Here is a 19,167-nt window from a genome sequence, read left to right on the forward strand (position 1 = left end):
CGTGGAGGCCAGCAGCCAGCGTCGACTCGTACAGCCAAGACAGCGGCATGGCGGGCCGTCGGCCAGCAACGGCGGTCACCGCATGCGATAGACCGACGCCGTCACACACCCGACCATGATCAGCATGGACCTTGCAAGACCAAGGTCGGCGTGCCCTCCGCGTGTCCCAAGGGCAGATGATCAAGCGGAATCACCGTCGTCCACAGGCACTCGCAACGCGGTTCATGAGCGCCTAGAGACCAAAAGGACCAGGCAAAACACCTGGTCCTTCGTGGTGGTCAGGGGCGGGGTCGAACCGCCGACCTTCCGCTTTTCAGGCGGACGCTCGTACCAACTGAGCTACCTGACCGCAGCATGCTCGCCACATCGTACCCGCCCACCCCGTCGGCCTCCCACCCGGTTCCCGCACCCACCGAGAGCCCCGGCCCCACCACGCCCACACACCAGCCCGACGCACAGCCCCCGGGAACAAGCCGACAGCGAACGGCGACACGAGCTCAGGGGGGCCGGGGGGGCGAAGCCCCTCCGGCGAACAAGCCGACAGCGAACGGTGACACGAGCCCGGGGGGTGCCGGGGGGCGGAGCCCCCTCCGGCGCGGGGTCTGGGGGCTGCGCCCCCAGAAAACACCAAGCCGGCGCACGTTCGCGCTTTCCGCGAACATGCGCCGGCCAGTCGGCGGTCCCGACGGGACTTGAACCCGCGACCTCCGCCTTGACAGGGCGGCGAGCACTCCAACTGCTCCACGGGACCTGGTCCGGAAGACCCGGTCGTGCCCCCAACGGGATTCGAACCCGTGCTACCGCCTTGAAAGGGCGGCGTCCTGGGCCACTAGACGATGAGGGCGCTTGGCTGTTGCTGAACCATGATGGCAGAACCACCACGGCACCTTGCAACCGGTCCCAGCACCTCCGCCGGCCTGCCGTTGGAAGCGACGCAAGCATACGTGACGCCGCCCCACCGTCCAAATCCGATCCCCGACACCCGCAAACCGAGGGCGTGTCTGCATAGCCAGCGACCCGGATAGCCAGCCACCCGGCTGCGCCGGGCCCGTTTGCCCGGGCGGAGTCATGAAGACACGCCCTAGAGCCGAATCAGGTCGTACCGGCGGGAAAGGTACGGCAGCAGGGTGCGCAGCGCGGCGTACGTGTGGGAGCGGTCGCCGCCGCCGTCGTGCATCAGCACGATCGACCCGTGTCCGGTGTTGGATTTCACGTTCGCGACGATCGAACTGGCCGGCGGGCGCTTCCAGTCGGAGGGGTCGACGGACCAGTCGAGCGGCGCCATGCCGAGCTGACGGGACACCCGGACGATGCGCTTCGACCAGTTCCCGCCGGGCTGCCGGTAGTAACGCACGGTGGCGCCGGGCGCGGCCTTCCGGATGGCCTTGTCGGTCCGGGTCAGCTCGGACCGGATGTACGTGGTGGAGCGCTGGTACATGAACTCGTCGTGGTCCCAGGAGTGGTTGCACAGGGTGTGGCCGCCGGCGACGATCCGGGCGACGAGCTTCGGGTACTCCTTGACCTGCTCGCCGATCAGGCAGAACGTCGCGTGCAGGTGGTAGCGCTTCAGCAACGCGAGCACCTTCGGCGTCCACACCGGGCTGGGGCCGTCGTCGAAGGTGAGCGCGACCGCGGAGGTCCCGGTGGTGCGCAGCGACCCGCTGGGGCCGTCGCCGCCGCCGGGCAGCGCCGTCGATCTGACCAGCTCGGCCTGCACGCTCGGTGACGGGCTCGCGGTCGGCGACGGCGAGTGCGACCGGGGCCGGGCGGCGGCCGGCCCACCGGCCCGCGCGGGTGCGCTTCCGCATCCCGCGGGCAGCAGCGTCAGCCCCAGCGCCGCCACCACCAATCGCCAACGGTGCCGCATCTGCCCCACCCCGTCCGGTTAGCCATCCCCGGGGTCAGGTTAGAACGCGTCGGCACGCGACCGACGTGCCGGAATGTTTGGCTGCTGGCACGCCGGATGCGTCGTGTGGCAGGGAAACCGCGCAGCGTCAGCAGCGCCCGCGACGCACGCCGGACGACGCGGGGGTACTCGGGTGGCCAGCGCCTCAGGTGTTCCGCACCTCAGCCGCGCGCCGCCGCGGGGGTACGGCGCGGCCGGAGTGCCGGGCTCAGGTGTTGAGGACGGCGGGTTCAGCGAGGTGCAGGACGCCGGGCAGCCACGGCGTGTACGAGTCGGGGTCGGCCTCGACGGCCGCCCGCAGTTCCGGCAGCGGCACCCAGCGCCACTGCCCCACCTCGGCCGGGTCCGGCTCCGGGGTCGCGCCGTCGACGTAGCCGACGAGGACGTGGTCGTGCTCGTCCTCGACCCGGTTGGTGGCGGCGTCCTCGGCCCGGTAGTCGAACTCGCCGACCTCGTGCAGCTCGACCCCGGTGACGCCCATCTCCTCGGCGAGCCGCTGCGCCGCCGACGCGGCCAGGTCGCCGTTCGGTGCCGGATGGCCGCAGCAGGTGTTCGACCAGCGCAGCGGGAACCGGGTCTTCGCCGCGGCGCGGCGCTGCAGCAGCACCCCGTCCGGCCCGGCGAGCAGTACCGAGTAGGCGCGGTGATGCCGGCCGGGCAGGGTGTGCGCCTCGGCCACGGTGCACGTGCCGATCGCCCGGCCTGCCGCGTCGACCAGTTCGACGGGGTGTACTTCCCGGTTTTCCGGCATGCTCGCTCCCGGCTCGTCGCGCGGCGCGCCGGGCCCGGCCCGACGCCTGGTACCGGAGGCGACGTTACCGCCCGCGCCGGGCCGGGGGCCGCAACACCGATCCGGCGGGTACGTGAGAATCGTCGGGGGCGACGGGAGGGCCGGGCGAGGTGTCGGTACGCGGGCTGGAGCCGGACGGCACGTCAGGGGACGTGCCGGGGCCGGGCGGCGGGGAGCCGTTGGACGCCGCGTACCGGCGGTGCCGGGCGCTGCACCGGCGGCACGGCCGGACGTACTACCTGGCCACGATGCTGCTGCCGGGGTGGAAGCGGCGGCACGTGCACGCGCTGTACGGGTTCAGCCGGTACGCGGACGACGCGGTGGACCGCGGCGGCCCGGTCGCGGCGCGGGAGGCGGCGCTGCGCGGGTTCACCGCCCGGTTCGAGGCGGGCCTGGCCGGCGGGCCGGTGACCGATCCGATCCTGCCGGCGGTGCTGCACACCATCCGGGTGTTCGACCTGGACGTCACCGACTTCCGGACGTTCCTGGCCAGCATGGCGATGGACCTGACCGTGACCGACTACCCGAGCTGGGCCGACGTGTGCGGGTACATGGCGGGGTCGGCTGCGGCGATCGGGTCGATGATGCTGCCGATCCTCGGTACCGAGCGGGTCCCGGTCGCCGAGGCGCGGGAGGCGGCGCGCGGGCTCGGGGTGGCGTTCCAGCTGACGAACTTCATCCGGGACGTGCGCGAGGACGTCGACCGCGGCCGGGTGTACCTGCCGGGCGAGGACCTGGCCCGGTTCGGGGTGACCCGGCCGATGCTGGCCGCGCCGACCGCGAACGAGCCGGTACGGGCGCTGATCGCGTTCGAGGTCGCCCGCGCGCACGAGCTGTACGAGGCGGCGATGCCCGGAATCGAGCTGCTGAGCCGGTCGGCGCGGCCCGGCATCCGCGCCGCTGCCGTGCTGTACCGGGGGATCCTGGACGAGGTGGCCCGCGCGGACTTCGACGTCCTGTCCCGTCGCGCCCGGGTCCCCCGCCGGCACCGCGCCGCCGTCGCCGCCCGCGAGCTCGCCCGCCTCGCCGCCGGGACGAACCTGGCGGGTTGGTGATCGGGCGGGGCCGGGAGCGGGCAGACTGAGAAGTCCGCGGTTGGGGGTTTGCTGTGCACAGGTTCACTGCCGAGACGTCGCTGCCACATCCGGTGCGGGAGGTGTTCGACTGGCACACCCGGCCGGGCGCGATCCGTCGGCTGCTGCCGCCGTGGGAGCCGGTCACGGTGGCGCAGGAGGCGCCGGATCTGACCGAGGGCGCTGAGGCGATCCTCCGGCTCGCGGGCCCGCCGGCCTCGATCGCGCCGCGCTGGGTGGCCCGGCACACCGGGCTGGAACCGCCGCACGAGTTCACCGACGTGCAGATCTCCGGGCCGTTCGACAGCTGGCGGCACCGGCACGTGTTCGACGACGCCGAGGGTGGCACCGGGCTGCGCGACGAGGTGTCGTACCAGCTGCCGCTCGGGTCGGCGGGCGAGCTCGCCGCCGGGCAGGTGCAGGCGCGGCTGCGCCGGATGTTCGCGTACCGGCACCGGCAGCTCGCCGACGATCTCGCCGCGCACGCCGCAGCCGGCAGCCCGCCGCTCACGGTGGCGGTGGCCGGGGCGTCCGGGCTGATCGGGCAGGCTCTCACCGCGTTCCTGACCACCGGCGGGCACCGGGTGATCCGGCTGGTCCGGCGCACCCCGCGGGTCCCCGACGAGGTGTACTGGGACCCCGAACGCGCCTCGCTCGACCCGGCCGCGCTGCGGTCGGCGGACGCGGTGGTCAACCTCGCCGGCGCGCCGATCGCCGGCCGGTTCACCCACGCGCACAAGGATGCGGTGCGCCGCAGCCGGATCCTCGGTACCGGGCTGCTCGCCCGGACGCTCGTCACGCTGCGGCGCGAGGGCACCGGGCCGCGGGTGTTCGTGTCCGGCTCGGCGATCGGGTACTACGGCGCGGACCGCGGCGCCGAGCGGGTCGACGAGCAGTCCGGCCCCGGTACCGACTTCCTCGCCACCCTGGTCCGGGAGTGGGAGGCGGCGGCCGGGCCGGCGCGCGAGGCCGGCGTCCGCGTCGTGCAGGTACGCACCGGCGTGGTGCAGTCACCGGCCGGCGGGATGCTCCGGTACCAGCTGCCGCAGTTCCTGGCCGCGGCCGGGGGCCGGCTCGGCCCGGGCGACCAGTGGCTGTCCTGGGTGTCGATCGACGACATCGTCGGGATCTTCCACCACGCGCTGACCAACGACGAGGTGTCCGGCGCGGTGAACGGCGTCGCGCCGGCACCGGTCACGAACGCCTCGCACACCGCCACGCTGGCCGGTGTGCTGCACCGGCCGGCGGTGCTGCCGGTACCGGCGTTCGCGCCGCGGCTGCTGCTCGGCGGCGAGGGTGCGAAGCTGACCGTGCTGGCCAGCCAGAACGTGCGGCCCGACGTGCTGACACACACCGGCTACCGGTTCCGCCAGCCCGACCTGGAGTCGTGCCTGCGCCACGTCCTCGGCCGTACCTGACCGCCCGCGCCGCTGGTGCCGGCCCCGCCCGGCCGCGCGTGCCCGCGCCGGGCCCGGCCGCGCGGCGCGGTCAGCGCAGCGGTACCGCGGTGAGGAGGATGGCGGAGTCCTCCAGGGCGGTGACGTTGTGGCGGGCGTGCGGGACGTTGATCAGGTCGCCCTCCGCACCGTCCCAGGACACCTCGTCGGCGGCGAGCCGGATCCGGCCGGACAGCACCAGCACGGTCGCCTCGCCGGGGTTGTCGTGGTCGCTGAGCACCTCGCCGGCGGCCAGCCCGATCACCGTCTGGCGCAGCCGCCGCTCGTGCCCGCCGTACACGGTGGACGCGCTGCGGCCGTTCGCCGACCGCAGCGCGGCGGCCAGCTGCTCGCGGGCCAGGGCGGTGAGTGACGACTTCTCCATGCCCGACTCCCTCCGGCGGTCCGACGCCGACCGTACCGGCCGCGACCGGCCGCCGCACGCCGAACGCGGCCAACTGCCCGCCGGCCGCGCGGCGCGCCGGGGTCAGGTCATGCCGCGGCGGCGGCGGATCGCACCGTTGACGGCGCCGAACCCGGCGTCCACCATCAGGCCGATCGCCAGTACGACGAGCATGATGCCGATCAGGTGCAGCGAGTCGGACTGGTCCCGGTAGACGCCGAGCAGCTGGCCGAGCGCCGGCCGGTTCGCGATCGTGACCAGCAGCTCGCCGGCCATCAGGCTGTGCCAGGCGAACGCCCAGCCCTGCTTCATCCCGGCCAGTACCGACGGCAGCGCGGCCGGCGCGATCACGTGCCGGTACAGGCCGACGCCGCGGGCGCCGAGGTTGCGGCCGACCCGCACCAGCACCGGCGGTACGTAGTCGACGCCGGCGATGACGCCGTTGGCGATGGCGGGCGCGGCGCCGAGCACGATGACGAACTCGATCGCCCCCTCGGTCAGCTGGTACAGCAGGATCGCCAGCGGGAACCAGGCGATCGACGGCATGGTCTGCAGCGCGGTGATCATCGAGCCGATCGCGGCGCGCAGCACCCGGATCCGGGCGACCAGGATGCCCAGCACGAAGCCGACCACCGCGGCGAACGCGAACCCGGTCACCGCGCGGCGCATCGTGGTGGCGACCGCGGACGCGAAGTCGGCGGTCGGCACGATGTCGGCCAGCCCGCGGGCCACCGCCACCGGGCCGGGGAGCAGGTAGTCGGGCTTCCACCCGGACCAGACGACGAGCTGCCAGCCGACCAGTACCAGGGCCAGGGCCAGCAGCTTCGGCCAGGCGCCGCGGCCGACCCGGGCCCACCACCGGTCCCGGCCGGCACCGGCCAGCTCCAGCGCGTCCAGCCCGGACAGCTCCTGCCCGGACCCGCCCGCGGTACCTCCGGGGGTCGCCGCACGGCCGGCGGAGGCGGCGGGACCGACCGGGGACGGGCGGACGCCGTCGTGGTTGGTGTCAGTGGCCATGGCGACGTACCTCCGCGCGCAGCCGGTCGGTCACCTCGGCGGCGACCGCGGCGGTCTCCGGCGAGTCCATCCGGCGCGGCCGCGGCGCGTCGACCGTGGTCTGCCAGACGACCCGGCCGGGACGGCTGGACAGCAGCACGATGCGATCGCCGAGCCGGGCTGCCTCCCGTACGTTGTGGGTCACGAAGACCACCGCCGGCCGGCGCTGCCGCCAGAGCGTCTCCAGCTCGTCGTGCAGCAGGTCGCGGGTCATCGCGTCGAGCGCACCGAACGGCTCGTCCATCAGCAGTACCGGGCTGTCCAGCGCCAGGGTGCGGGCGAGCGCCACGCGCTGCCGCATCCCGCCGGACAGCTGGTGCGGCCGCCGCTGCGCGAACTCGGCCAGGTGGACGGAGGCGAGCAGCTCGCGGGCGCGCTCACGGCGCTCGGCGCGGCCCACGCCGGCGAGCCGGAGCGGGAGTTCGACGTTGCCGGCGACGGTGAGCCACGGGTACAGCGCGGATTCCTGGAACATCAGCGCCGGCCGGCCCGGCACGGTGAGCGTGCGGGCGGTCGGCGCGTCCAGCCCGGCGACCAGCGACAGCAGGGTCGACTTGCCGCAGCCGGAGGCGCCGACCACGCAGACGAACTCACCGGGCGCCACGTCGAGCGAGATCGCGTCCAGCGCGAGTACCGCGCCGGCGCCGCGTCCGTGCACCTTGCTCACCGCCTCGATCCGTACCGCCGGAACCGCCGTGCCGTTCGCGGGGCCCGGGCCGGCACCGGCCGGGCCCGGGTCGGTCTGCCGGACGTCGGGGGCGCTGGTACCGCGGGTGGCGGTCACGAGGTGCCTGCCGAGACGGTGGGTTCGCCGGCGGCCCTGAGCACCTTGTTCAGCGGGTCGAGCTGGTAGATGCCCTTCAGGTCGACCGGGTCGAGCAGGTCGACGGACTCGGCGTGCCTGGCGCCGGCGACCAGCGTGTCGGCGAGCGGGTCGTTGGTGAACTCGATCTTCGGCCAGGCCTGCTTGACCAGCGCGGGGTCGAGCGGCTTGCCGGACACCGTGCCGATCTGCTCGGACACCACCTGCTGCGCGGCGGCCGGCTCCTTCTTCAGGTAGTCGACGGTCTGCACCTGGCCGCGCAGCAGCCGGGTCACCACGTCCGGGTGCGCCTTGGCGAAGTCCTTGCGTACCAGCAGGTCGGTGACGACGAACTTGCCGCCGGGCCACAGCGAACGTTCGTCGACCAGCACGTGGCCGCCCGCCCCGACGAGCTGCGACGCGTACGGCTCGGGGATCCAGGCGCCGTCGATCGCCCCCGACTTGTACGCGGTGACCGCGTCGCCGTTGGCCATCGGCTTGATGTGCACGTCGCCGCCGCCGGACTTGGTGGTGGACAGCCCGTGCTGCTTGAGGAAGTACCGGGCGGACACGTCCTGCGTGTTGCCGAGCTGCGGGGTGGCGATGTCGGCGCCCGTCAGCTCCGACCAGCTCTTGATCTTGGGGTCGACCACCAGTGCGGCGCCGCCGGACGCGGCGCCGGCGATCACCTCGACCGCGCTGCCGTGGCTCTGCGCCCAGGCGTTGACGGTCGGGTTGGGCCCGACGTACGCGGCGTCGATGGAGCCGGACAGCAGCGCGGTGACCGCGTCCGGCCCGGCGTTGAACGAGGTCGGCTTGAGGGTGGCGGTGGAGCCGAGCGCCTTGGCGTACCGGCCGGTGCCGATGCCGACGAGCGGCACCGCGTGCGTGACGTTCGGGAAGTAGCCGAGGCGCAGGGTGGTCTTGCCGTCGGTGGCGGAGCCGGAACCGGAGGAGCAGCCGGCCAGTCCGGCGAGCCCGAGCAGTCCGGCGGCGGTCACGGCGAACAGGCGACGGCGTGCGGTCATCGGCTTATCCCTCAAACTCGATCGGTTTTATAGAGAATGCGCGACCGGGCGCTGCTCGTCAACCGGACATCGGCGTGGTCTCGGCGACACGCCCGAGCAACCGAACGACGACCGAAGTGTGGCCCAGCTCATAGGCAATTCACAAGAAGCGAAAAGAATCCGCCGGACCAATCAACTTTTCAGGCACTTTGTGCGTCTGGACAGGTGACGGCACGATCGCGACGCGACTCCACGGCGGCCCGAGGTGGAGCGCTCGGCGACCCGTGCCCGTCGCTGCCTCGACGGCGGGATCCGTTGTCCTACAAGGGTTTTCTTGCCCATCTATGGTTCCGTTACCACTACCCGGCAGCGACCTGTCGTCGCTCGACACACGGGGAAGGACTCATGCCAGCACACACCACCCCAGCACGCAGACCGCACCGCGGCCGACGAGCCGCCACCGTGGCGACCCTGGCCGCGGCGGCAGCGCTCGGCACCACCGCCGCGGCCCTACCCGCCGTCGCCGGGCCGACCGCGCGACCGGCCCTCACCATCGACCGCACCGGCGCCGGGCACGCCCGTACCACCCGGGTCACCCTGCCCACCGGCGACCGGGTCGTCGTCGGCACCGACGCGCGGGGCCGGGTCCGCACCGCGCATCCGGCCGGCACCGCGCACCGCACGTACCTGACCCAGCGGTACGGCGCCGACACCTACGTGGTGCCGGCGACCGCGCTGCACGAGTTGGGTACCGGCAGCTACCGGCTGGCGCAGTTCGACGTGTCGGCACTGGTGGCGGGGCGGCCCGGGGTGACGCCGGGCAGCGGAGTCGCGCACCCGGACTTCCCGATGCGTACGGCCACGATCAAGGTCACCGACCCGCAGGGCAAGCCGGTCGACGACGCCAGCCTGAGCGTGATCAACGTCGACGACTCCCGCAAGTACGTCGCGTTCCCGGAGGCGGTGAACGGCGAGGCGCGGATCAGCGTGCCGGACGGCCACTACGCGCTGATGGCGTACTACTACACCGCCGACGACCAGGGTGAGCTGACCGGCGAGTGGATGTCGTTCGGGCAGTTCACCGTGGCCGGCAAGGCCACCAGTACGGCGGTCGACCTGCGCCGGGCCACCCACGAGGTGTCGGTGACGACACCGAAACCGGCCGAGGCGCAGTCCGTCGACTTCACCTGGGCCCGCGGCTCCAGCGAGGACTACTCGCTCGAGTCCGGCGTCAGCACCTACGCCGGGCACCCGATCCGCCTCTCCACCAGTCCGGCCGGCGTCGGCATCCAGCACTTCTACGTGCACGAGACGTCGACCTCGCCCGCCTCGGCGGCCAAACCGTACCTGTACGACGTGATCTTCCCGAGCGATCGCGCGATCGGTGCGAACCAGCACTACCAGGCCACCGCCGGCAGCCTGGCCACGCTGAACACCAGTTACTACGCCGACAAGCCGCGCACCGGGGACAGCGTCTGGTTCGACTCGCCGTCCTGGGAACTGTTCCAGTTCCGGACGGGGATCCCGCTGCCGCAGCCGATGCGCCGCACCGAGTACCTGACCGGCGGCTCCGACCTGACCTACTCGGCGATCATGGACGCGTCGATGTCCGACGAGTCGTTCGGCGGCACGTTCCAGTCCGGCTCGTACGTGTTCCGGGGCGGCCAGCACGAGAGGGTGGACTGGCTGCGCGGGCCGCTGGCGCCGACGATCCCGGCCGACACCGGCGTCGGGCCGTACTTCTGCGGCGCCTGCCGGATCGACGACACGCTGTCGATCGCGCTGGCCCCGGTCGGCGACTCCACCCCCGACCACGCCGGCTACCTGGACGACCCGAGCCAGCCCGGTACCGTCTCCACCTCGCGCTTCCAGCTGTTCTCCGGCGGTACCCGGCTGGTCGACCAGAAGGACGTGACCGGCGCGGACATCGCCGTACCGGCGGCGCGCAAGAACTACCGGATCTCGTACGACCAGACCCGGAAGGCGCCGTGGACCGGCCAGTCGACGGCGTCGCACAGCGAGTGGACGTTCAGCTCCGCGCACTCCGGCACGACCACCGTGCCCACCGACCGGTGGGGCTGCGGCGCGGACGGCGACACCACGCATTGCTCGCCGGTGTCCCTGCTGCTCCCGCACTACCAGCTGACGCAGGGGTTGGACGGGCGGATCCCGTTGGGCCGCAACACCCTCACGCTGACCGTCGACCACTCCGCCGGTGCCCCCCGGGTACCGGTCGAGTCGGCCACCGTGTCGGTCTCGTTCGACGACGGCAAGACCTGGACCACGGCCAAGGTCAACGACCTGGGCGCCGGCACCTTCCGCGCGCACTGGAACAACCCCGCCACCACCGCCGGACACCCCATGACCCTCAAGGTCACCGCATCCGACTCCACCCACGCCACCGTCACCCAGATCGTGCACGCCGCGGCCACCGTCGCGCAGTCCTGAGTTCGAGGAGGGATCGATGATCAGAACGGTTCGCCGCACGCTGGCGGGCGCCGCGCTCGCCGCGCTGGCCGTCGGGATGGTCGCCGCGGCCAACCCGGCCTCGGCGCAGACACCGACCACCGGGCTGCGCGCGGCGTGCTCGGTGGCCGGCCCGGGCGAGGCCCGCTGCCTCGCCGAGTACCGCAGCACCGGGCGGATGCAGCGCAACGCGGTGCACGCCGACGCGACCCCGGACGGGTTCGGCGCGAAGGACCTGCGCGCCGCGTACGGGCTGCCCGCCAAGGGCGGCACCGGCACGGTGGCGATCGTCGACGCGTACGGCTATCCGACCGCCGAGAAGGACCTCGCCATCTACCGCAAGCAGTACGGGTTGCCCGCGTGCACGGTGAAGTCGGGCTGCCTGCGCATCGTCAACCAGCGGGGCAAGACGTCGCCGCTGCCCGAGCCGGACTCCGGCTGGGGCGTGGAGTCGGCGCTGGACCTGCAGATGGCGTCCGCCGCCTGCCCCAGCTGCAAGCTGCTGCTGGTGCAGGGCGACGACGCCAGCCTGGACGCGCTCGGTACCTCGGTGGACACCGCGGTCAAGCTCGGCGCCTCGGTGGTGTCCAACAGCTACGGCACCGACGAGTTCAACGGCATGGCCGACTACGCGCACTACTACACGCACAAGGGTGTGCCGATCACGGTGTCGTCCGGGGACGACGGGTTCGTCGCCGCGGCGTTCCCGGCGGTACTGCCGGCGACGATCGCGGTCGGCGGCACCTCGCTGAAGAAGGCGAAGAACGCGCGTGGGTGGAAGGAGAGCGCCTGGTCCGGCGCCGGTAGCGGCTGCTCCGCGTACCTCGACAAGCCGTCCTGGCAGAAGGACCGGAACTGTTCGATGCGCACCGTCGCGGACGTGTCCGCGGTCGCCGACCCGGACACCGGCGTCGCCGTCTACGACACGTACGAGCTGGGCGAGGACGCCGGCTGGCTGGTCGTCGGCGGTACCAGTGCCGCGTCGCCGTTCGTCGCCGGCGTGATCGCGCTGGCCGGTCACCCGTCCACCGTCACCCCGAAGCGGCTGTACGGCGAGCCGAAGGCGTTCCACGACGCCGTCGGCGGGTCGAACGGGTACTGCGGCGGCGACTACCTGTGCACCGGCGTCAAGGGGTACGACGGGCCGACCGGCCTCGGTACCCCGAAGGGCATCACGCCCTTCCAGTGACCGCACGGTGCGGTGCCGCTGGGGCACCGCACCGTGCCGCAACCACACACCGCACCAGGCGGCCCCGGTCCCCTCGCCAGGACCGGGGCCGCCCCACGTCGGCGGTACGGCGCGGGCGCCGCAGGGGCGCCAGACCCGAGCCGTCAGGCGGTGGCGGCGCGGTGGCGGCGCAGGTGGTCGAGCGGGATCGCGATCGTCGCGGCGAGGAACACCAGCTGCATCAGGGTGCGCGGCAGCAGCGCGTCCTCGGGGGCGTCGCTGAGCCCGGCCAGGGCGGCGTGCACGTTCGCCGGGAACAGCGCGAGCAGCAGCACGGCGAGACAACCCGCTGCGAGCGGTGCGGTCCGCCGCCACAGCACGCCCGCCGCGCCGAGCAACTCCAGCACCCCGGAGACGGTGACGAGCAGGCCGGGCGCCGGCAGCCCGGCCGGCACCATCTCGATCAGCTCGGCCCGCATCCCGACGAAGTGCGAGACGCCGGTCAGTACGAACATCGCGGCCACGCCACCGCGCAGCGCGACGAGCCAGGACCGGGCCGGCCGTACTCCGAGGGCGCCGGCGAGGCGCACCGCCAGGGTCACGACCAGCAGTACGACGAACGGTGCCACGACTCTCCCCCTCCGACGAGCGATCTTTACACTGGCTAGATTCCCCGATCGACTACATCTTGTCAATGGCTAGATTGCGGTGTCCGCCGTCACGCCGGGGACGCCGGCACTCCGATCGGGCGAACCCCCGCGCGTCCAAAACCGCTGGCACGTCGTTGATCCCGGCAGTACGGCCACCGACCCGCGCCGCACTCCCCCACCCACCGTCGCCCGCTACGACGGCGGGATCCGTTGCTACGTACGGAGTTCCGATGACGCTTGCGCTCGCCACCGACGCCACCACGGTCACCCGGATCGAGATCGCCGACCACGTCGAACCCGCGTTCGTCGCCGGCCCGGCGACCCGCGACGACCTGCTCGCCGCCGCCCGTACCGCCGGGGCCCGGCCCGCCCTGCTCGCGGTGCTCGGCGACCTGCCCGACCGCCCGTACGCCGAACTGCGCCAGCTCTGGACCGACCTCCCCGAGGTCCCGATCACCCGCTGAGCCCCGCAACCCGCCGGCGGCAACACCGCCGCACGCCCGGACGTCCTTCGGCTCGGCCGTAGCGGGCCCCCGGGCGGTCGGGGAACCGCGCCCGGCCGGCGGGAGCGCGGGAGCCAGCCAGCCCGGATTGGCTCTTGGCGGCCTCGGAGCCGGCCGTCAGGATCGGCGCCATGGCACGGTTTCCGCTCAGTACGATGTCGAACCTGATCGACACCTCGGTCCGGTACGACCTGGCCGAGAGCACCTGTCCCGCGCTGCGGGTCGACGAGATCGTCGACCCGGCCGAACTCGCCGCGCTGACGCTCGGCTACGGCACCTCGCCCGGCGACGCCGAGCTGCGCGCGCTCATCGCCGCCGACACCGGAGTACGGCCGGAGCAGGTCCTGGTGACGACCGGTGCCGCCGGCGCGATGTCGCTGCTCGCCCTCGATCGCGCCCCCGGCCGGGTCCTCGTCGTCGGCCCCTGCTTCCCGCCCACCAGTACGGTGCCGGCCGGGCTCGGCGCCGAGGTCGAGGTGGTGTCCGGCCGGTTCGACGACGGGTACCGGCTGCCGATCGGCGCCGTCGCCGACCGGCTCACCGAGGCGACCCGGCTGGTCTCGCTCGCCTCCCCGCAGAACCCCGCCGGCGTGCGCTACACCGACGACGAGCTGGCCGCGCTGCTCGCCGCCGTCGCCGAGCGCGCCGCACCCGACGCGGTCGTGCTGCTCGACGAGACGTACCGCGCCTCCACCTACGGCACCGCGCCCGTCCCGCCGTCCGCGGCGACGCGCTCGCCCCGGGTGCTCACCTGCTCGTCGCTGTCCAAGGCGCACGGCGCACCGGGGCTCCGGCTCGGCTGGCTCACCTGCACCGACCCCGACCTGTACGAGCAGCTGCGGAACGCGAAGTTCGTCACCGCGCTGTCCGGCGCCCGGATCGACGAGGTGCTCGGCGCCGCGGTACTGCGCCGGCAGCGCGAACTGCTGGCGCCGCGCGCCGCGTTCCTCGCCGGCACCCTCGCGATGCTGTCGAGCTGGGTCGACACCGTGCCGGTCGATCTGGTCCGGCCGGACGGCGGCGCGCTGTGCTGCGTCCGGCTGTCCCCGGAACGGATCCCGGACGCCGCGGTACCCGCGTTCCACGCGCGGCTGGCCGAACTGGACACCCGCGTCGAGCCGGGCGCCACCTTCGGCGAGCCGGACCGGGTGTTCCGGCTCGGCTTCGGCAACCTGCCCGAGCCCGACTTCGCCGAGGCGCTGTCCCGCCTCGCCGACGCCGTCGACGTCGCGGCGGCCAGCGCCTGACGGGGGATTGGAGCCGGCTCGGACCCATCCGGTACAGTCCTTCGCGGTGGTGTGTCCGAGCGGCCTAAGGAGCACGCCTCGAAAGCGTGTGAGGGTTCACGCCCTCCGTGGGTTCAAATCCCACCACCACCGCCGGTCGGCCGGCGTGCGGTTGCGGTGATTCCGCGGCGGTGCGCCGGCCTTCTGCTTTCCGGTCGGCGGCGCCGACCAGCGCGAGGACTGGAGTGATCATGAGTACGCACATCGGGGCGGAGCGCGGGCAGATCGCCGAACGGGTGCTGATGCCCGGCGACCCGCTGCGGGCGAAGTGGATCGCGGAGACCTTCCTCACCGACGCGACCTGCTATTCGACCGTGCGCAACATGTTCGGCTTCACCGGTACGTACCGCGGGGTGCCGGTGTCGGTGCAGGGATCCGGGATGGGCATCCCGTCGATCTCCATCTACGCGCACGAGCTGATCAACGACTACGGCGCGACGACGCTGGTACGGGTCGGCAGCTGCGGCGCGCTGGCCGACTCGCTGCAGCTGCGGGACGTGATCGCGGCGATCGGCGCGAGTACCGACTCGGCGATCAACCGGCAGCGGTTCGACGGCATGATCGACTACGCCCCGGTGGCCGACTTCGGCCTGCTGCGCGGCGCGGTGGACGCGGCGGCCGGACGTGACATCGACGTCAAGGTCGGCCAGGTGCTGTCCGCGGACGTGTTCTACACCGACCGGCCGGACCTGCCGGAACGCCTCGCCGGCTACGGCGTGCTGGCGGTGGAGATGGAGGCGGCGGCGCTGTACACGCTGGCCGCGAAGTTCGACGTGCGGGCACTGGCGCTGCTGACCGTGTCCGACCACATCGTCCGCGGCGAGGCACTGCCGGCCGCCGACCGGGAGCGCTCGTTCTCCCAGATGGTCGAGATCGCCCTCGACACGGTCACCGCCGAGTCCTGACCGCCGAGCCTCGCCCGGCACGCCGACGGCCGGGCGAGGTGAGTCGACGGCCGGGCGCGATGACCGCCGCACGGCTCGGCCAGCCAGCGAGGCGGCGGACCGGTCAGCGGAGCGAGTCGAGCACCTCGAAGTAGGTCGGGAAGGTCTTGGCGACGCAGCCCGGGTCGGCGATCGCCACGCCCGGGCTGCGCAGGCCCAGCAGTGCCAGGCTCATCGCCATCCGGTGATCGTCGTAGGTCTCGAACGTCGTCGGCCGCGGCCGCCCGGGATGGATGGTGAAGCCGTCCTCGTCCTCGGTGGCGTCGAGGCCGGCCCGGCGCAGTTCGGTGACCACGGCGGCGATCCGGTCGGTCTCCTTGCCCCGGATGAAGCCGATCCCGCGCACCCGGGTCGGCGAGTCCGCGTACACCGCGACCGCCGCCAGGGTCTGCGCGGTGTCGGAGATGTCGGCCATGTCGACGTCGATGCCGTGCAGCGTGCCGGTGCCGCGCACGGTGATCGCGTCCGCGCCGCGCTCCACCTGCGCACCCATCTTCGCCAGCAGGTCGACGAACGCCACGTCCCCCTGCAGCGGGTCGGCGCCGAACCCCGGCACGGTGATCCGCCCGCCGGTCAGCGCCGCCGCCGCGAACAGGTACGAGGCGGCACTCGCGTCCGGCTCGACCGGGTACTCGCTCGCCGTGTACGCACCGGCCGGCACCGACACCAGCGTCTCGGTGACGTCGGCCGCCGCACCGAACGCGGCCATCACCCGGCCGGTCATCCGCACGTACGGCACGGACACCAGCGGCGTGGCCACCCGGACGGTGAGTCCGTCCGGCAGCAGTGGCGCGGCGAGCATCAGCCCGGACAGGAACTGGCTGGACAGGTGGCCCGGGATGGTCACCTCCCGCGCCGTCAGCGGACCGGCGACCTCGACCGGCAGGTACCCGGGGCGATCCAGCGGCCGCACCGAGGCACCGAGCTCGACCAGCGCATCCAGCAGCGGGCCGAACGGCCGGGCCCGCAGCTGCGCCGACCCGTCCACCACCACCGGTGTCACGGTCAGCGCCGCCGCCGGCAGCACGAACCGCGAGGTGGTACCGGACTGCCGGGCGTCCACCGTGACGGCCGGGGCACCGGCCCCCGCACCGGCCCCGATCGCCGCGCCGACGCCGTGCACCACCATCCGGGCGGCGGACTCGTCGGTGTCCACCGCGACGCCGAGATCGCGTAGCGCGCCGACCATGGCCGCGGTGTCGTCGGCGAACAGGGCGCCGGTCAACGTGCTGGTACCGGTGGCGAGCGCGGCGCACAGCAGCGCCCGGTTCGTCACGCTCTTGGAGCCGGGTGCCGGCACCTCGGCGTCCGGCGGCGCGGACAGCGGTACGACGGCCCGTACCTCGCGGTCGGTCATGCACCCATGGTGCCGCCGGCACCGGACCCGGCCCGCACCGGCCCCGCGACGTCCCACGTGGGGACGCAGGTCAGCGGCCGAAGAAGGCGCGCAGCAGGGCGCCGCACTCGTCCGCCAGTACCTCGGGGTAGACCTCGGGGCGGTGGTTGAGGCGGCGGTCGCGGACCACGTCCCAGAGCGAACCGACCGCGCCGGCCTTCGGGTCCCAGGCGCCGAACACCAGCGTGTCGACCCGGGCCAGGACCAGCGCGCCGGCACACATCGTGCACGGCTCCAGGGTCACGACGAGCGTGCAGCCGGTCAGCCGCCACTCGCCGGCCACCGCCGCGGCCCGGCGCAACGCGAGTACCTCGGCGTGCGCGGTGGGGTCGCCGACCGCCTCCCGCTCGTTGGCCGCCGCGGCGAGCTCGACCCCGTCCGCGTCGACGACGACGGCCCCGATCGGTACGTCGCCGGCCGGTGCGGCCGCCGCCACCGCGAGCGCGCGTCGCATCAGCGCCGGATGACGGGCGGGCGGCAGGCTCAGCGCAGCTCCTCGACCGCGTCGGCGCAGCCGAGCACCGCGCAGATCTCGGTCGTCACGTCGCTCGGCATCATGCCCTCGCCGGCGCACAGCTCGACCAGCTTCTGCCCGGAGATGCCCAGGTCGGCGAGCAGGTCGGAGTCGCCGACCGGCTCGATGTCGTCGGCGTTGCCGGCCGGCTGCTCCGGCGCCTCGTAGTCGTCGTCCTCGTCCGGCAGCTCGATCGTGTCGTGCCGGTCCTGGTCACCCAGCAGCACGGCGCCGAGCGGCGACTCGTCCACGAACGCCGCGTCCGAGCCGAAGACCCGCAGGTCCTCGCCCTCGTCCAGGCGCAGCACCGCCAGGTACTCGTCGTCGACCTCGACGAACAGCAGCGACACGGACGCGTCGACGTCCACGTCGCGCAGCAGGTCGGCGACGTCCTCCACGTCCGCCAGGTCGGCCGGCCGACCCAGATCCAACTCGGAGACAGCCCAGTCGCGTGGTCCGCGAGCCGCCGCGACAGCGAAGTACGACACGATCCCCCCGGGGCACGTGTAGGAGATGATCGACGCCCGGCCCGGCGGAACACCGAGTCGACGTCTCACGGAGATTGTGTGTGGGCGCCCGGTGCCGTCAGCAGCCCGGCCGTCGGATGTACGGCAGGTCACTGACCGGCGGTGCGACCACAGCGAAATCGTAGACCGAAGCGCGGGGAACGCAGACCCCGCGCCGGGTTCTGTTTCGCCGGCGACCCGACGCGGTCGACGACGGTACCGGCGGCCGACCGGCGGACCGGCGAACCGCGGGTACGAGGATGCCCGCGTCCGGGCCGAACGACGGACACGGTGCGGCCGGCGACGGTGGCCGGCCGAGAGACGACGCCCGTGGCCGCGAGGCCGCGGGCCGGGCCTCGGCGGGGCCCTAGACGGCCTCGCGGCGGCGACGGGTGGCGATCAGTTCGCGCAGCCGGTCGACCTGGGCCCGACGGGGGGCGACCCGGTCCCGGAGCGCCTTCGCGTCGGACAGCTCGGCGAGCAGTTGGAGTCGCCGGCGCCGCCGCTCAGGGTCGAGCCGCTGCAACTTCATGGGGGGCATTCCGCGAATGTGCCGGGCCGGCGCGGCCAGCGTCAAGTCCGGGCGTGGTTTTGCAGTCGACCCCACACGGTGGGTACGCATCCGGCAACCTGCCGGGTTGGTTCCGGTACCGTCCGTCGCGGTCCCGGCCGGACACGGCCGTTCCACTGACACCTCCGAATAGCGGTCCGCGAGGTCCGCGCGGGAAAGGCCGCCGCACACGGCGCGGCGCTGCTGCCAGAACGTGCTTCACAGCGCAGCCGGCTGGCTGCGAGGACACGCTCGACGACCCCCGCGCGCAGGACCTCCCCAGAACCGCGACCTTAGAGGGTGCAACGGATCAGCGCGGCAAAATCACCAAAGCAGCCAGTGCCCGGTGAAAGCGCTGACGACCACCACGATCCCGGCGATACCCAGGCAGCAGCCGGCGGTGGCGGCCACCCCGACCGCGACACCGCGGTCGCCGTACCGCAGCAGCGCGATGGCGGCCAGCAGGGCGAGCGCCGCGGCGCCGAGCGTGCTCCACGCGTACGCCCGGGCCGACCAGCTGATCGCGGCGAACATGCCGAACCAGACCACGGTCGACCCGATGCCGGCCCACACCGAGCGGGCCCGGATCGGATGCGGCTCGCGATAGTACGGCCGGGGCGGGCCGATCGCCACCGGCGTCCAGGGCACCCCGGGGCGCGGCCACGCCGGGCGGGCGCTGCGCGGGTCGACGCCGGGGCCGGGCGCCGGCCA

At 73.5% G+C, this 19,167-nt stretch carries 19 protein-coding genes and 4 tRNA genes; 8 read left to right on the forward strand and 15 right to left on the reverse strand.

The genetic code is table 11. The features are described 5' to 3' along the window. Nucleotides 1-272: 272 nt before the first annotated feature. The 5 genes from NUM_RS30270 to idi all read right to left on the reverse strand — a co-directional run bounded on the left by NUM_RS30270 (nucleotide 273) and on the right by idi (nucleotide 2,657). Nucleotides 273-349, reverse strand: a tRNA-Phe gene (locus NUM_RS30270). Nucleotides 350-677: 328 nt separating this feature from the next. Then, nucleotides 678-751: transfer RNA gene (locus NUM_RS30275), tRNA-Asp, on the reverse strand. A gap of 20 nt (nucleotides 752-771) precedes the next feature. Next, a tRNA-Glu gene (locus NUM_RS30280) sits at nucleotides 772-844 on the reverse strand. Nucleotides 845-1,081: 237 nt separating this feature from the next. Then, a complete protein-coding gene (locus NUM_RS30285; protein WP_207128334.1) occupies nucleotides 1,082-1,867 on the reverse strand; it encodes a polysaccharide deacetylase family protein in 786 nt (261 codons plus the stop codon). A gap of 247 nt (nucleotides 1,868-2,114) precedes the next feature. Next, entirely contained in the window at nucleotides 2,115-2,657 is a 543-nt protein-coding gene (idi, locus tag NUM_RS30290; RefSeq protein WP_207128335.1) for an isopentenyl-diphosphate Delta-isomerase, read from the reverse strand. A 218-nt stretch (nucleotides 2,658-2,875) separates the two neighbouring features. Between idi and NUM_RS30295 the strand changes: the two genes are divergently transcribed. Together NUM_RS30295 and NUM_RS30300 are read left to right on the forward strand one after the other, a co-directional pair. Then, nucleotides 2,876-3,751, forward strand: coding sequence for a phytoene/squalene synthase family protein (locus NUM_RS30295; RefSeq protein WP_225918946.1), 876 nt, complete (start codon nucleotides 2,876-2,878; stop codon nucleotides 3,749-3,751). A 53-nt stretch (nucleotides 3,752-3,804) separates the two neighbouring features. Next, a complete protein-coding gene (locus tag NUM_RS30300) occupies nucleotides 3,805-5,187 on the forward strand; it encodes a TIGR01777 family oxidoreductase (RefSeq protein ID WP_207128336.1) in 1,383 nt (460 codons plus the stop codon). Nucleotides 5,188-5,257: 70 nt separating this feature from the next. Here NUM_RS30300 and NUM_RS30305 read toward each other — a convergent pair whose 3' ends face one another. The 4 genes from NUM_RS30305 to NUM_RS30320 all read right to left on the reverse strand — a co-directional run bounded on the left by NUM_RS30305 (nucleotide 5,258) and on the right by NUM_RS30320 (nucleotide 8,494). Further along, nucleotides 5,258-5,590 carry a cupin domain-containing protein gene (locus NUM_RS30305; RefSeq protein WP_207128337.1) on the reverse strand — a complete coding sequence of 111 codons (333 nt, stop codon included), beginning with the start codon at nucleotides 5,588-5,590 and terminating at the stop codon, nucleotides 5,258-5,260. A 102-nt stretch (nucleotides 5,591-5,692) separates the two neighbouring features. Further along, the gene (locus NUM_RS30310) at nucleotides 5,693-6,625 is read right to left on the reverse strand and encodes an ABC transporter permease (protein WP_207128338.1); all 933 of its coding nucleotides are present in this window, start codon (nucleotides 6,623-6,625) and stop codon (nucleotides 5,693-5,695) included. Beyond that, nucleotides 6,615-7,340: an ABC transporter ATP-binding protein gene (locus tag NUM_RS30315; protein ID WP_207128350.1), complete on the reverse strand. Its 726-nt coding sequence runs from the start codon at nucleotides 7,338-7,340 to the stop codon at nucleotides 6,615-6,617. The genes NUM_RS30310 and NUM_RS30315 overlap by 11 nt, the downstream gene beginning before the upstream one ends. 104 nt (nucleotides 7,341-7,444) lie before the next feature. Then, nucleotides 7,445-8,494 carry an ABC transporter substrate-binding protein gene (locus NUM_RS30320; RefSeq protein WP_207128339.1) on the reverse strand — a complete coding sequence of 350 codons (1,050 nt, stop codon included), beginning with the start codon at nucleotides 8,492-8,494 and terminating at the stop codon, nucleotides 7,445-7,447. A gap of 441 nt (nucleotides 8,495-8,935) precedes the next feature. Here NUM_RS30320 and NUM_RS30325 point away from each other — a divergent pair, with 441 nt between their 5' ends. Further along, a complete protein-coding gene (locus NUM_RS30325) occupies nucleotides 8,936-10,921 on the forward strand; it encodes a hypothetical protein (RefSeq protein WP_207128340.1) in 1,986 nt (661 codons plus the stop codon). 16 nt (nucleotides 10,922-10,937) lie between these two features. After that, a complete protein-coding gene (locus NUM_RS30330) occupies nucleotides 10,938-12,128 on the forward strand; it encodes a S53 family peptidase (RefSeq protein ID WP_207128341.1) in 1,191 nt (396 codons plus the stop codon). Nucleotides 12,129-12,271: 143 nt separating this feature from the next. On the opposite strand, the gene NUM_RS30335 is transcribed toward NUM_RS30330, so the two are convergent. Then, nucleotides 12,272-12,736, reverse strand: coding sequence for a DoxX family protein (locus NUM_RS30335; protein ID WP_207128342.1), 465 nt, complete (start codon nucleotides 12,734-12,736; stop codon nucleotides 12,272-12,274). A 251-nt stretch (nucleotides 12,737-12,987) separates the two neighbouring features. Here NUM_RS30335 and NUM_RS30340 point away from each other — a divergent pair, with 251 nt between their 5' ends. The 4 genes from NUM_RS30340 to deoD all read left to right on the forward strand — a co-directional run bounded on the left by NUM_RS30340 (nucleotide 12,988) and on the right by deoD (nucleotide 15,451). Next, complete coding sequence (locus NUM_RS30340) at nucleotides 12,988-13,221, forward strand: DUF2795 domain-containing protein (RefSeq protein WP_207128343.1); 234 nt, start codon at nucleotides 12,988-12,990, stop codon at nucleotides 13,219-13,221. Nucleotides 13,222-13,391: 170 nt separating this feature from the next. Beyond that, nucleotides 13,392-14,507 (forward strand): pyridoxal phosphate-dependent aminotransferase, encoded by a 1,116-nt coding sequence (locus NUM_RS30345; RefSeq protein WP_207128344.1) that lies wholly within the window; start codon nucleotides 13,392-13,394, stop codon nucleotides 14,505-14,507. A gap of 45 nt (nucleotides 14,508-14,552) precedes the next feature. After that, nucleotides 14,553-14,639: transfer RNA gene (locus tag NUM_RS30350), tRNA-Ser, on the forward strand. Nucleotides 14,640-14,737: 98 nt separating this feature from the next. Next, nucleotides 14,738-15,451: a purine-nucleoside phosphorylase gene (deoD, locus tag NUM_RS30355; protein ID WP_207128345.1), complete on the forward strand. Its 714-nt coding sequence runs from the start codon at nucleotides 14,738-14,740 to the stop codon at nucleotides 15,449-15,451. Between the two features lie 103 nt (nucleotides 15,452-15,554). Here the strand turns inward: deoD and aroA are convergent, their stop codons facing one another. From aroA to NUM_RS30380, 5 genes are all read right to left on the reverse strand, one after another. Beyond that, on the reverse strand, nucleotides 15,555-16,847 hold the full coding sequence (gene aroA / locus NUM_RS30360) for a 3-phosphoshikimate 1-carboxyvinyltransferase (protein ID WP_207128346.1): 1,293 nt from the start codon (nucleotides 16,845-16,847) through the stop codon (nucleotides 15,555-15,557). Nucleotides 16,848-16,917: 70 nt separating this feature from the next. Further along, nucleotides 16,918-17,340 (reverse strand): nucleoside deaminase, encoded by a 423-nt coding sequence (locus NUM_RS30365; protein ID WP_207128347.1) that lies wholly within the window; start codon nucleotides 17,338-17,340, stop codon nucleotides 16,918-16,920. 29 nt (nucleotides 17,341-17,369) lie between these two features. After that, nucleotides 17,370-17,888 (reverse strand): tRNA adenosine deaminase-associated protein, encoded by a 519-nt coding sequence (locus NUM_RS30370; protein ID WP_030447754.1) that lies wholly within the window; start codon nucleotides 17,886-17,888, stop codon nucleotides 17,370-17,372. Between the two features lie 385 nt (nucleotides 17,889-18,273). Beyond that, nucleotides 18,274-18,447 carry a hypothetical protein gene (locus NUM_RS30375; protein ID WP_157034974.1) on the reverse strand — a complete coding sequence of 58 codons (174 nt, stop codon included), beginning with the start codon at nucleotides 18,445-18,447 and terminating at the stop codon, nucleotides 18,274-18,276. A gap of 333 nt (nucleotides 18,448-18,780) precedes the next feature. Then, nucleotides 18,781-19,167 (reverse strand): hypothetical protein (locus tag NUM_RS30380; protein ID WP_370467085.1); only part of this gene is annotated, 387 nt, incomplete at its 5' end.

The organism is Actinocatenispora comari (assembly GCF_017312725.1).
In the GTDB taxonomy this organism is placed as follows: Bacteria; Actinomycetota; Actinomycetes; order Mycobacteriales; family Micromonosporaceae; genus Actinocatenispora; species Actinocatenispora comari.